The organism is Brachyspira hyodysenteriae ATCC 27164 (assembly GCF_001676785.2).
In the GTDB taxonomy this organism is placed as follows: domain Bacteria; phylum Spirochaetota; class Brachyspiria; order Brachyspirales; family Brachyspiraceae; genus Brachyspira; species Brachyspira hyodysenteriae.
Genome location: NZ_CP015910.2, coordinates 609,542 through 623,068 on the forward strand (window position 1 = coordinate 609,542; position 13,527 = coordinate 623,068).

General features: G+C 27.9%; 12 protein-coding genes. 8 read left to right on the forward strand and 4 right to left on the reverse strand.

Going from position 1 to position 13,527, the window contains the following annotated elements:
• Window positions 1-107 precede the first annotated feature (107 nt).
• The gene (locus BHYOB78_RS02845; RefSeq protein WP_020064258.1) at window positions 108-1,667 is read left to right on the forward strand and encodes a bifunctional metallophosphatase/5'-nucleotidase; all 1,560 of its coding nucleotides are present in this window, start codon (window positions 108-110) and stop codon (window positions 1,665-1,667) included.
• Between the two features lie 460 nt (window positions 1,668-2,127).
• Here the strand turns inward: BHYOB78_RS02845 and BHYOB78_RS02850 are convergent, their stop codons facing one another.
• The gene (locus BHYOB78_RS02850; protein WP_020064257.1) at window positions 2,128-3,288 is read right to left on the reverse strand and encodes a phosphopentomutase; all 1,161 of its coding nucleotides are present in this window, start codon (window positions 3,286-3,288) and stop codon (window positions 2,128-2,130) included.
• Between the two features lie 230 nt (window positions 3,289-3,518).
• On the reverse strand, window positions 3,519-4,280 hold the full coding sequence (locus tag BHYOB78_RS02855; RefSeq protein WP_012671862.1) for a glucosamine-6-phosphate deaminase: 762 nt from the start codon (window positions 4,278-4,280) through the stop codon (window positions 3,519-3,521).
• A gap of 168 nt (window positions 4,281-4,448) precedes the next feature.
• Between BHYOB78_RS02855 and BHYOB78_RS02860 the strand changes: the two genes are divergently transcribed.
• Entirely contained in the window at window positions 4,449-5,114 is a 666-nt protein-coding gene (locus BHYOB78_RS02860; RefSeq protein ID WP_020064256.1) for an HAD family hydrolase, read from the forward strand.
• A 78-nt stretch (window positions 5,115-5,192) separates the two neighbouring features.
• Here the strand turns inward: BHYOB78_RS02860 and glyA are convergent, their stop codons facing one another.
• The gene (glyA, locus tag BHYOB78_RS02865; protein ID WP_020064255.1) at window positions 5,193-6,620 is read right to left on the reverse strand and encodes a serine hydroxymethyltransferase; all 1,428 of its coding nucleotides are present in this window, start codon (window positions 6,618-6,620) and stop codon (window positions 5,193-5,195) included.
• 234 nt (window positions 6,621-6,854) lie between these two features.
• Between glyA and BHYOB78_RS02870 the strand changes: the two genes are divergently transcribed.
• The 5 genes from BHYOB78_RS02870 (at window position 6,855) to BHYOB78_RS02890 (ending at window position 10,540) form a co-directional block, all read left to right on the forward strand.
• Window positions 6,855-7,523, forward strand: a complete 669-nt coding sequence (locus BHYOB78_RS02870; RefSeq protein ID WP_020064254.1) for a hypothetical protein — start codon at window positions 6,855-6,857, stop codon at window positions 7,521-7,523.
• 96 nt (window positions 7,524-7,619) lie between these two features.
• On the forward strand, window positions 7,620-8,930 hold the full coding sequence (locus BHYOB78_RS02875; protein ID WP_012671866.1) for a variable surface family protein: 1,311 nt from the start codon (window positions 7,620-7,622) through the stop codon (window positions 8,928-8,930).
• A 94-nt stretch (window positions 8,931-9,024) separates the two neighbouring features.
• Window positions 9,025-9,426, forward strand: coding sequence for a nitrous oxide-stimulated promoter family protein (locus BHYOB78_RS02880; RefSeq protein WP_012671867.1), 402 nt, complete (start codon window positions 9,025-9,027; stop codon window positions 9,424-9,426).
• An 18-nt stretch (window positions 9,427-9,444) separates the two neighbouring features.
• Window positions 9,445-9,843: a YbaN family protein gene (locus tag BHYOB78_RS02885; RefSeq protein WP_020064253.1), complete on the forward strand. Its 399-nt coding sequence runs from the start codon at window positions 9,445-9,447 to the stop codon at window positions 9,841-9,843.
• 73 nt (window positions 9,844-9,916) lie between these two features.
• A complete protein-coding gene (locus BHYOB78_RS02890; protein ID WP_028331308.1) occupies window positions 9,917-10,540 on the forward strand; it encodes a hypothetical protein in 624 nt (207 codons plus the stop codon).
• 100 nt (window positions 10,541-10,640) lie between these two features.
• Here BHYOB78_RS02890 and BHYOB78_RS02895 read toward each other — a convergent pair whose 3' ends face one another.
• Window positions 10,641-11,603: a Gfo/Idh/MocA family protein gene (locus BHYOB78_RS02895; RefSeq protein WP_020064252.1), complete on the reverse strand. Its 963-nt coding sequence runs from the start codon at window positions 11,601-11,603 to the stop codon at window positions 10,641-10,643.
• A gap of 207 nt (window positions 11,604-11,810) precedes the next feature.
• Here BHYOB78_RS02895 and BHYOB78_RS02900 point away from each other — a divergent pair, with 207 nt between their 5' ends.
• Window positions 11,811-13,472 carry a formate--tetrahydrofolate ligase gene (locus BHYOB78_RS02900; protein ID WP_020064251.1) on the forward strand — a complete coding sequence of 554 codons (1,662 nt, stop codon included), beginning with the start codon at window positions 11,811-11,813 and terminating at the stop codon, window positions 13,470-13,472.
• Window positions 13,473-13,527 lie beyond the last annotated feature (55 nt).

Here is a 13,527-nt window from a genome sequence, read left to right on the forward strand (position 1 = left end):
TTTTTTAGTATACTAGGCTTTTATAGTATATTTATTATAGGAAATTATCTTGAAAAAGAGAATAATATATATATAATTTAAATATAATATTTTTAAGGAGAATACAAATGTTTAAAAGATTATATGCTATTTTGTTATTATCTTTGATTCTTTTATTTTCATATTCCTGTTCTAATTCAGTTTCAAAGAAAACAGGAAATACTGGTAATTTAACTATAATACATATGAATGATACTCATGGAAAAGACGAAGAAGAGAGAGTTATTAATAGTGATGTAAATCCTCCTGAAACTAACTATATGTATGGTGCTGCTAGAAGAGCTTCATATATAAAGCAGGTTAAGGGAGATAACAACAATGTATTAGTTCTTCATGCAGGTGATACTATTACAGGAAGTGTGTATTCTACAGTATTTCAAGGAAGAGATGAAGTTGATATTATGAATATGATTGGTGTTGATGCTGCTGCTGTTGGAAATCACTTTGTAGATTACGGACTTAGTAATTTTACAGAAATAATGAAAGATAGAAAATTTCCTACACTCTCTTTGAATATAAAAAATAAATCAGACAATAGTTATTATGCAACTCCATATATAGTTACAAATGTTAATGGTCTTAATGTAGCAATTATTGGTATAACAACAACAGATTCTGTTTATAGTCCTAAGAACATAGAAGGTTTAATATTTGAAGAAGAAATTAAATCATTAAAAGATTTTATAAAACAAATTCCTCTTAATACTACTAATGATGTTACAATATTATTAAGTCATGTTGGGTATGAAGGAGATAAAAAAATTGCTGAGGCTATTCCTAATACTTTTGATATAATAATAGGAGGACATAGTCATACTGAATTAGAAAAAGCTGAACTTGTTAATGGCACTCCTATAGTACAGGCTGGATCTTACGGACATTATTTAGGACATATTAATTTAAATGTTAATAATGGAGTAGTGGATAAAAATAATTTAGATTATAAATTGGTAGCAATGGATCAGACAATAGAGCAGGATAAAGATATGCTTGCATTTATTGATGAGATGAAAGGTACTGTTGACAGAGAATTTAATGTAAGAATAGGAACTTTGCCTGTAGAATTAGCTCATGATGGAATAAGATCTAATTCTATGGCTATAGGAAATTTTGCTTGTGATTTAGTAAAAGATTCTTATGAAAATGTTGATATTGTAATGATTAATTCTGGAAATTTAAGATCTGTATTAAAAGCTGGTGATATTACTTTAGGAAATATACAGAATGAATTTGCGCCTTTTAACAATGAAGTTATTATAGTTTCATTGAATGGAAAAGATGTACTTGATATGATAAAGCTTTCCGGTGAGAAAAGAGGAAAGGGAGGATTCTTGCAGTATTCTAAAGGTATGGAAGTAAAATATACTGCAAATGGTGAATTAGTATCTGCAAAATTAAATGGAGAGGATATAACTGAAGCTAAAGATTACACTGTAATTTTATCAGATTTTGTATTTGATGGCGGAGATGGATATGTTGATGCAGAAAATAATCCTATAGGAAGAAAAGGAAAAAATGCTGTTTATACAGGAAATGATATAAGAGATGCTTTAATATCAAAGATTAAAGAACTTAATAATATATCCGCTGATTATATTGATGAGAATCCTAGAGTAGTATTTGAATAATAGATTCTCTATTAAAAAATAAATAAGAGTCTGGTTTAATTAAACTAGGCTCTTATTTTTTATATACAATAAAAATATTTACACGCGTAATTAGATTTTAAAATATAAAAAAATACTGTTATTGATTTATAATAAAATAATTTTCATTTTAAACGCGTGCTGAGATAGATAATAAATTTAAAAAAGCTAGGGTGGGGCCTGTTATTTCTGTGTTTGTAAAATAGAAATAAGAAGTGATAATAACTGATTATGATAATAAGGAAAAAGGGTGGGGATTTTTAATAAGATTAAAAATTTATTTTACATCCCCGCCCTTTATATTTTTTATTTTATTATGCGTGCGTAAAATAAAGGCTGACAATGTCAGCCTAAAAATTATTTATGAGTATTATTATTGAAAAACATCATTATAAGCATATATATAAATTTGTTTTAATTCATTTATAATATATAAATTTTATTATAAAAAACAACCTTCCAATTCAGTATTACCAATTAAATGCTTTTCTATTGATGCAGCTATAGAAACAAAAGAATCTCTTATTCCTATATTAACATTTTTTCTCAAATTTTTTCCATAAGCAAGTATAGGTATATATTCTCTTGTATGATCGCTTCCTTTGTATGTAGGATCGCATCCATGATCTGCAGTTATAATAAATAAATCATCATCATTTAAATTTTCTATCATTTCCGGTATATATTTATCAAATTCTTCCAAAGCATTTTTATATCCTTTTGGATCTCTTCTATGTCCATAAAGCATATCAAAATCAACTAAATTCGTAAATATTAATCCTTCATCAATTTCCTTAATAGCCTTAATAGTTTTTTCTATACCATCAAGATTGTTTTTATTAGTTTGTCTATTTTCTGTAATTCCAACTCCTGCGAATATATCGCTTGTTTTTCCTATGCCTACAACCGGAATATTATTATTTTTTAACCTGTCAAGCATAGTTTCACCGCTTGGAGGCACAGAGTAATCATGTCTTCTTTCAGTTCTTTTATAATTACCTTTGCTTCCTATATAAGGACGTGCTATAACTCTTGCTACAGGTGAATATTCATTACATATTTCAAGAGATTTTTTGCATATATTATAAAGTTCATCTATTGGTATTATTTCTTCATGTGCTGCTATTTGAAGTACAGAATCAGCAGAAGTATAAACTATTAAAGAACCATTTTTTAATTGTTCATCTGCATAATCATCTATAACTTCTGTGCCTGAGTAAGGTTTATTGCATACAACTTTTCTTCCTGAAAATTCTTCTATTTTTTTGATAGTAATTTCAGGAAATCCATTAGGGTAAGTGTTAAATGGTTTTTTGGATACAAGTCCAGCTATTTCCCAATGTCCTGTAGATGTATCTTTTGCTTTTGATAATTCCATAGCCTTACCATAATATCCTATAGCATCATTATTCTTAGCAACTCCTTCTATATCTATTATATTTCCAAGTCCTATTTTTTCCATATTAGGAAGACTTATTCCACCATTAGCTTCAGCCAAATGAGCAAGAGTGTTTACGCCTTCATCACCAAAGTCAGAAGCATCGGGTAAAGCACCTACACCGCAGCTATCGACTACTATTAAAACGGCTTTCTTTTTATTCATATTTTTATTATCCTATATTTTGTTTTTATATATAATATAAATATAACCATTTTTTTGGAATTATATAAAATATTATATCTAATAAAAAAAATTATATTTATGTTTTATTAGATAATAGTGAATTATAAAGTATTAAATGTAGTAAAATAATAAAAAATACAAATATTTAAGCATAAAAAAGGGGATAGTATAAAACTATCCCCTTTTTTCTTATTTATAAAATTTATTTATTATTTTTTGCATCCTTTTTTCTTTGCAAGTTCTGGTATAGCATCAGCTAATTCCTGATCAATAACAACTACAACATCATTATGAAGTTTAAGGAAAGTAACAGGACATTTAGTTGTAATTTTATCATTAGTAAGAAGCTCTTTCATAGCAGCAGCTTTTCCTTTTCCTATAGCAGCTATAACTATTTTTTTAGCCTTTAATATTCCGCCCATACCCATACTGAATGCTTCTTTAGGAACATCTTTTTCTGAAGCAAAGAATCTAGCATTAGCTTTAATAGTTTTTTCATCTAGTTTAACGCATAATGCATCAGAATGTAAAGCTTCATCAGGTTCATTAAATGCTATATGTCCGTTCGGTCCTACTCCTAATAATTGTATATCTCTAGGAAGTTTATTTATTTTATCATTAAATTCTTTCAATATTTTTTCTTTTTCTCCTATGCCTTTAGGAACAAAAGTATTCTTTTTATCAATATTAACATGATCAAATAAATTTTTATTCATGAAATATCTGTAGCTTTGCTCATTTTTAGGATCTAATCCCTTATATTCATCTAAATTTACAGATTTAACATTTTTAAAATCTATTTCTTTCTTTTCATAAGCCTTTATCAAATGAGGGTATACAGCCTCAGCAGTACCTCCTGTAGCAAGTCCCAAAACTGCATCCTTTTTTACTTTTAATAAGTTAATAATTTCTGCTGCTGTTTTTTTTCCTACTGCATTGGCATCTTTAGCAATAATTAATTTTAATCCCATAATAATATACTCCTTTTATTTGGATTATCATATTTTTCATAAATCAGCTCTTTATACAAATTATAACATATATGTAATTTATTATCAAATATTATGATGCTATTGATTTTGATAGAAAAAAATATAAAATATTTGCATCAATAAATATTTTAAACATTAAGGAAAAAAATGATGGATAAAAATATAAAGGTAAAAGCTGCAATATTTGATTTTGATGGAACTTTAGTTGACAGTGAAAGTTTATATACTAAGGCATTGATTCATGTATCAAATGAAATGAATATACTTAAAGAGGTTGATTTTAAATCTTTAGCAGGGTATCAGACTAAAGATATAGATAATATTTTGAAAAAAGAAGGATACCATATACCTGATAATTTCTTTAAAGAAGCTGAAGTTTATTTTCATAAAATAATAGAAACAGATTTAGAAACTTTTGACGGTGTTATTGAAACTTTAGAAAGATTGAAAAATATTAATATTGTTATAGCTTCAAACAGCAATATAAATTATGTTACGAGAATGTCTGATAAAAAAGGCATATCAAAATATATAAAAGATTATTCATGTTATAATGGCAAGTTGAAAGCTAAACCTGAACCAGATTTATTTTTAAATGCTTTTGAACTTTTGAAAAAATTGGATAACGATATAAAAAAAGAAGATGTTATAATATTTGAGGATAGTCTTGCCGGTATTATAGGAGCAAAGAAAACAGGAATAACTACAGCAGCAATTACAAATAGTTACAGCAAAGAAATATTATTGGAGAATGGTGCTGATATAGTTTTAAATAGAATAGATGAAATATTTAATTATATAGAAATTATTTGATTATCATAAATAAAAAAGTTAAAATAAAAAAGGGAAGCTGTTATAAATATCAGCCTCCCTTTTATGTTATTATATAATTTACATATCAGCTATAAATTTATACATAGGGAATTTTTTGCATAAAGCAGCTACTTTTTTAGCAACAGCATTAATAACTTTTTCATCAGAGCTATTGCTTAAGACTTCATCTATGTATTGAGTTAATTCCATAACATCTTTTTCTTTTAATCCTCTTGTAGTTATAGCAGGAGTACCTAATCTGATTCCGCTTGTAACCATTGGAGATTCAGTATCATAAGGTATACCATTTTTGTTTATAGTTATATGTGCTTTATCTAAAATAGTTTCAGCAAGCTGACCTGTTATGCCTTTAGATTTTTTTACATCAACTAATATTAAATGTGTATCAGTACCGCCTGAAATTAATTCGTATCCTTTAGCAAGGAACATATTAGCCATAGCTTCAGCATTTTTTACAACTTGTTCCTGATATTTAACGAATTTAGGATCTAAAGCTTCTTTAAAACATACCGCCTTAGCAGCTATAACATGCATTAAAGGACCGCCTTGTATGCCAGGGAATATAGTTTTATCTATTTTTTTAGCTAAATCTTCTTCAGTAGAAATGATATATCCGCCTCTAGGACCTCTCAAAGTTTTATGAGTAGTACCTGTAACGAAATGAGCATGAGGAACAGGGCTAGGGTGAACACCAGCAGCAACAAGTCCTGCAATATGAGCCATATCTACCATTAATAAAGCACCAACTTCATCAGCTATTTCTCTGAATTTTTTGAAGTCAATGAATCTAGGATAAGCACTTCCGCCTGCAACAATCAATTTAGGATTAAGTTTTTTTGCAGTATCTCTAAGCTCATCATAATCAATTTGCATAGTTTCTCTGCTAACATTGTAATGTTGGAAATTATAAATTTTTCCTGAGAAATTAACATTTTTACCATGAGTTAAATGTCCGCCTGAATCAAGAGATAATCCTAAACATGTATCTCCTGGATTAAGAACTGCCATATAAACACCCATATTAGCTTGAGAACCGGAATGCGGCTGTACATTTATAAAAGGAGCTTTGAATAATTTTTTAGCTCTTTCTCTTGCTAAATCTTCTACAACATCAACTTCACTGCATCCGCCGTAGTATCTTTTTGAAGGATAACCTTCAGCATATTTATTTGTAAATATAGAGCCCTGTGCTTCCATAACAGCACGTGAAACTATATTTTCACTAGCTATAAGTTCAAAGCCATTAACTTCTCTCTTATACTCATTTTTCATTGCAGCAAATATTTCTTTATCAGCACTCTTTAATGGAGTTTCTGATACATAATATTTAGGAGCAATTACTTTTTTCTCTGCAGTTTTTGAAGCTTTTTTTACATTAGCAGCTTTCTTAGATGCAGCCTTTTTGTCAACAACTGTTTTCTTAGCAGCTTTAGAAACCTTTTTTGATGAAGATTTTACTGCTGCTTTTTTATTAGATACAGCCATATTTCCTCCAATGAAATTTATTATTTAATCAAATTTTTATTTGAAGTAATGATATATCAATATAGTTTTTTTTTCAATTATTAAAGCAGCATTAATTTGTTTTTTTATTATTTTGAGTTTAAAAAATGAAAAAATTGAATATTTATTTTATTTTAATATATTGATTTTTTTTATTTAAATGTTAGAATATACTAACAAATTTGATAAATCTGCTAACTTATTATAGAGGCATAAATGAAATACATAATTATTTTATTTATAACAGTAACAAATATAATATATTCTTATGAATCTAAAGAAATAAATAGTTTTTATAATGAATATTATTCTTCATCATATAATATCAAATTAGTAGAAAATAATTCTTCCAAGACTTATAAAAATATATATGCATTTATTATATCAAAAAGCATAACTAATGAAAGAGAAAAATATAATTATTTGAAAGAAGCTATAAATGATAATGCTGATTATATAAAATCGGAAGATATTGATTATTTGATAAGCGTATCTGAATTAATGAATTATATAGTTTATTACAGCGGACTTTCTGAAAAAATTTCTTTTGGTTCTAAGATCAAAGAAATATATAAAAAGATTTTAGAGAAAGATGAATCTAATTTTTTCGCTCTTCTTGGCATTGCTGTTGGATATATGCATGCTCCGGCTATAGCAGGCGGAAGCAATGAAAAGCCTTTTGAGTATTTTAATAAAGCATTAAATAATAGTAAAGAAAAATATCAGAAATATTTATCTTATGTTTGGTTATCACAATATTATTTCAAGATTAAAGATAATCAAAATTATAAATATTTCATTGAAATGAGTAAAAAAATATATCCTAATGGAAAATTATTAGAGGAGGCTATAGAGAGAAACAATACTAAAAATAAGCTGTTATAAAAATAGTTTAATAATAGTGATAGGATAAAAAATATATTTGAATTAATAAAAGTACAAAGTTGTTAAAAAAATTATAAACAAAATAAAGGATTATATATGAAACGTTTATATTTTATTTTATCAGCTTTATTAATAACTGCTTATAGTGCATTTAGTTATACTGTTGTAGAAGATTTCAATGATTTTTTAGTTGATGAAAATCAATTAAGAATAAGGCTTGACAGATTCGGAGTATTGGCAGGAACAGAGAATTTAAGATTTATGGTTGGAGTATCAGGAGAAACTGCAGGAGTATTGCTTGATAATTTAGACAGAGGTACTAAAGGAGGAATAAATACATTCAGACCGGCAGCAATAGCAGGATTTGGATATAAAACAGAAAGTTTTGGTATAGGTGTAGGTTATCAGTTTAAATATATATCAGGAAGCTGGCAGTCGCATACTCCTATAATAACAGCAACAGCTTTGAATGATAACTTGAGAATCAATGTACCTGTTACAATAGGAGTAGGAAGCGGAAATGTTAATGACGGAGATATAGCAGTTTCAACAGATACTAGAATAGAATATTATACAGGAAACAATATATTCAGCAGAATAAGAGTTAATCTTAAATATGGTATGTATAGATTAAAAGCTAATGAAAGCAGAAGCGGAGATTTGACAGGAAGCGGAAATATAAATATGGGTACTGTAAGTGGAACTGTAGGCGAGAATGGTAAATATGGATTTCTTAAAGATACTACAGCACATTCTATAGGAATAGATGTAAGAGGTTATTTTATAGCGGCAACAGATCCTGTATTAGTAGAGCCTCAGATAAGAGTATTATATCAAGGTTCTATAGCGGATTTTACAGGTACTTCATATAAAGTAACAACACCCACTGGAACTAAAGAAGGAGGAGCAGGATTCGGACTCTATAATATAGATGCTTCAAATCCTATAGGTGCTTTTTCAATAGGTGATACAGGTTCAATACAATCAGTGCCTTATTATGATTTTACTGCTCATAATATAATGTTTACAGGTGAAGGAGCTTCAATAGAGATAGGAGGTACAGAATATTATCTTACAAAGCCGCAGTTTTTAGGAATATCCGTTCCTGTGGGGTTTACTGCTGAAAGTGAGTTTATTACATTGTATTTGGAGCCTGCTTTATCATTCTCTATGATTACAGGAGGAATTAATTCTTATGCAAGCAGTGCTAAGCCTGTAAGAATACCGCCTTTATTTTATTCGGTTGGATATTTGGTATATGGAGAATTATATATAACTCCTAAACCTAATTTAGAATGGTATTTTGAGGCTCAGATTGGAAGTGCTACAACTATTGATAGTATAGGAGATAGTAAACAGGGAGGTTTAGCTTTCAATGGAAGTACCGGTATCACTTGGAAGTTTTAATTTGCTAAATTATTGATTTATTGATCTTTGGGAAAATAGATTTATTGGGTGTCTTAAAATATAAGATGCCCAATATAAAATTAAAGTTACGGATATGAAAGTTATTGGAAAATTTGAACAAAATAATAGCTTGATGAAAATAAATAGAAAAATATATTATGAAAAAAATATGCTACTTTATATGATTAAATTGTATTGTAAACATAATCATAAAGAGTATCATAAAAATTATAATAAAACATTTGGAAGTAAAAATATTTGCAAAGAATGTGAAGAAGTTTATAATTATGCTTGCGAAAGGACTTCAAAATGCAGATTTATATCTACAAAAACATTTTGCAGCGCATGCTCTTCTCATTGCTATAAAAAAGATATGAGAGAGAAAATAAAAAATATAATGATTTTTTCAGGTAAGAGAATGATTTTTTATAGCCCTGTAATTGCTTTGAAGCATGTTTTTGTAATGTTGGTATGCAATATGAAGAAAAATATTTAAAACTATTAAAGGTGTTATATGAGAATATTATTTATATGTTTAGGTTTTATTTTTGTTGGTATAGGTGCTGTGGGAATAGTTGTGCCTATACTTCCAACAACACCTTTTCTTTTGCTTGCATCTTTCTTTTTTGCTAAAGGCTCTAAAAAATTTCATGATTGGTTTATGTCTACAAAACTATATAAAAAATATCTAGAAAGTTTTGTGAAATCAAGAGCTATGACTTTGAAATCAAAACTTACTATACTGTTGCCTGTAAGTGCTATGCTTATAATTACATTTATTTTTGTGAATAATCTGCATGCTAGAATTGCTCTTGTAATACTTTTTATTGCTAAGTATGTATATTTCTTTACTCAAATAAGAACTATAAAAGAAGGCGAAGAAATAACAGAATTAGAAGAGAGTAATGAATAATAAGTTTTAATTTATATATCAGTAACATTTTTGCATTATTAATATTTCCCTTTGTTTAGTATTGGGAGATACAATGAAAATATTAAGATATATTTTTATCGTAAATATTTTATTTTTTAATTTATTTACTATAGTATATTCAGAGGATAATAAAGAAAATAAAGAAAGTAATGAAAAAAAAGGTTTTAGGTCTGTATTAGATAATAGATTTTTTTCTATAGGATTATTTAGCAGTGCAGATTCTATAAAGACAACTGTCAATATAGAGTTTGGTTTTAAGATAATGAAATATAATAATTTTCAAATAAAAAGCTATACTGCTGTAACAGGTTCAAAAATATATGATGACAGTCCGCAGATGTATCAATTGGGACTTATGCAAAAATTTACTTTCGGCGGAGATGATGAATATAAAGGTGAAATAAGTATATCAAGATATGGATTTGCTTTTTTTAGTTTTGGATTTTTATCTTTTGATCCTGATAAAAGCGGAAAATTTTTATTTGCTTCTCCGTATTATTGGGAGGTTGGGGGAGGAGCAGGTTTTAATATTAATGTGAGTAAACATGTTGGCATAGTATTAGAGTTTGGAGGCGGACTTCATCTTGTTCCTGACGGCAAAGAACTTGGATATCCTGCAAAAATTAATAAAGCCGGATTTGGCAGAATGAGTATAGGCGGAAGGTATTATTTTTAAATTGCTTCTCCTAATTATTATAATTGCCTAGTATAATTATATAATTAAATTTTTTATATAATATATACTAGGCAATTATTTTTTATATGCGATAAAATTATTACCAAGTTTTTTTAATTTCTTTTAGAATAGATTCTGTTAATTTTATAGTATTTACATCATCTTCAATAGATACAAATCTTTTATCTTTTCCCAATATGCAGTTAGCGAAATGTTCATCTTCTAATTTAAGAGGATTATCTCTATGTATAAATACTCTTTCTATTATAGATTCCTGCTTATAATTAATACCAACTGAAGTTTTTATATTACTTTGACTTGCTGCTTGTCTATGTATAGTGATATCCTGAGTAGCATAATCTAATATAAAATATGCTTCTTCTGTACTGATAGCTAAAGTTCTTATTTTTTCCTGAGTTACTCTGCTTGCACTTATTGTTGCTATAGTTGAATCTTCAAATTCTAATAATGCACTTGCTATATCTTCATTTTTTGTTCTGATTCTTTTTCCGCTTGCTGAGAATCTCACTATTGGTTTTTTCACCAAAGAAGTAACTATATCCAAATCATGTATCATTATATCGAATACAACTCCTACATCAGTAATACGAGGAGTAAAAGGAGCTAATCTTCTAGCTTCTATTAAATAAGGTTTTTCTATTATATGATGAAGTTCTTGTACAGCACCGTTAAATCTTTCAACGTGACCAACTTGAAGTATAACATTCTTTTGTTTTACTATTTCTTCTAATTCTAAAGCCTGAGCATAAGTTTCTGTCATTGGTTTTTCTACTAGTACATGCTTTCCTTTTTCTACAGCTTTTTTGGCTATTTCAAAGTGATATATTGTAGGGCTTGCTATTATAACAGCATCGGCATTATCTATAGCTTCATCTACACTATTAAATTTTCTTATATTATATTTTTGAGATATTTCATTAAGATGATTTTCATCAGCATCGTATATACCTGCTAAATTTATATGATTTATTTGACTTACAACATTTAAATGGAATTGACCCATTCTTCCCACACCTATAAGACTTATATTTACTTTATCCATTAATAAAATCCTTTTCTATAAATTAAAAATTAAATGCTTAAATAAATTTTATTTATAATAAATATTTAAAACTTTCTAAAGATTATAATAATAATTTTACAAAATTCAATAATATTTTTTTATTTTATAAAATTTTATATAGTATCAAATATTTTAAAAGTATAGTATATTTGAATTGTATATAAAAATTATTTGATTGGAGTATATATGAAAACAGATATAGAAATAGCTCAAGAGTGCAAATTGGAAAGAATAGAAAAAATAGCAGAGAAATTGAATCTGACTGATGATGATTATGAGGTATACGGAAAATATAAGGCTAAGATAGAATTATCATTATTAAATAAATTAAAAGATAAAAAAGATGGAAAATTAGTTTTAGTAACTGCTATAACTCCTACACCAGCCGGAGAAGGAAAATCTACTGTTACAATAGGACTTACTCAAGGATTAAATAAAATAGGAAAGAATGCTGTTGCTGCTTTAAGAGAACCATCTCTTGGACCTGTATTCGGTATAAAAGGAGGTGCATGCGGAGGAGGTTATTCTCAAATTGTACCTATGGAAGATATTAACCTTCATTTTAATGGAGATTTCCATGCTATAAGCAGTGCCCATAATTTAATATCTGCTTGTATTGATAATCATATTAAACAGGGAAATGAATTAAAAATAGATATTAATAAAATAGTATTCAAAAGAGTTTTGGATATGAATGACAGAGCCTTAAGAGATATAGTTATAGGGCTTGGAGGAAGTGAGAATGGTGTTGTAAGGCAGTCATCATTTCAAATAACTGTATCATCTGAAATTATGGCTATACTTTGTTTATCAAATTCATTAATGGATTTGAAAGAGAAAATAGGAAATGTTACATTTGCCTATGATATTAATGATAATCCTTTAAGAGTAAAAGATTTGAAGATTGAAGGTGCTGCATGTACACTCCTTAAAGATGCTATAAAACCTAATTTAGTTCAAACACTTGAAAATACTCCTGTTATAGTTCATGGAGGTCCTTTTGCTAATATTGCTCATGGATGTAATTCTATACTTGCTACAAAAATGGCTTTGAAATTATCTGACTATACTATTACAGAGGCAGGTTTCGCTGCTGATTTAGGAGCTGAAAAATTCTTAGATATCAAATGCCGTCTTGCTGGTTTAAAGCCTAATTGTATTGTATTGGTTGCTACTATAAGGGCATTAAAACATCATGGAGGAGCCTCTGATATCAATAAAGAAGATTTAGAAGCTTTAACTAAAGGTTTTGAAAATCTAGATAAACATATAGAGAATATGCAGAAATATAATGTACCTGTAGTAGTGGCAATTAATAAATTCGTTTCAGATACTGATAAAGAAATAGAATGCATAACAAAACATTGCGAGAGTAAAGGTATAGATATTTCATTATGCGAAGTTTGGGCTAAAGGCGGAGAAGGGGCAATAGAATTATCTCATAAAGTTTTGAAAGCAGCTTCTGAAGAATCAAATTATAAGCCTTTATATGAGTTGGAAAAAAGTATAAAAGAAAAAATAGAAACTATATGTAAAGAAATATATTCAGCAGGGGAAGTTAAATTTTCTAATAAAGCATTAAAAATGATGAAGAAAATAGAAAATATGGGATTCGGTAATCTTCCTATATGTATATCAAAAACTCAAAAATCAATATCTGATAATCCTGCTTTACTAAATGCTCCTAAAGGCTATACATTAAATATTGATGAAATAAAACTTGCATCAGGAGCCGGATTTATTATTGCTATGGCAGGCGGTATTATAGATATGCCGGGACTTCCTAAAATTCCTGTGGCTTGCAATATTGATATAGATGAAAACGGTAAGATAAAAGGTTTATTTTAAAATAAAATAATTAGAGTATAAAAAAGAGCCATGATTTTCATGGCTCTTTTATTTT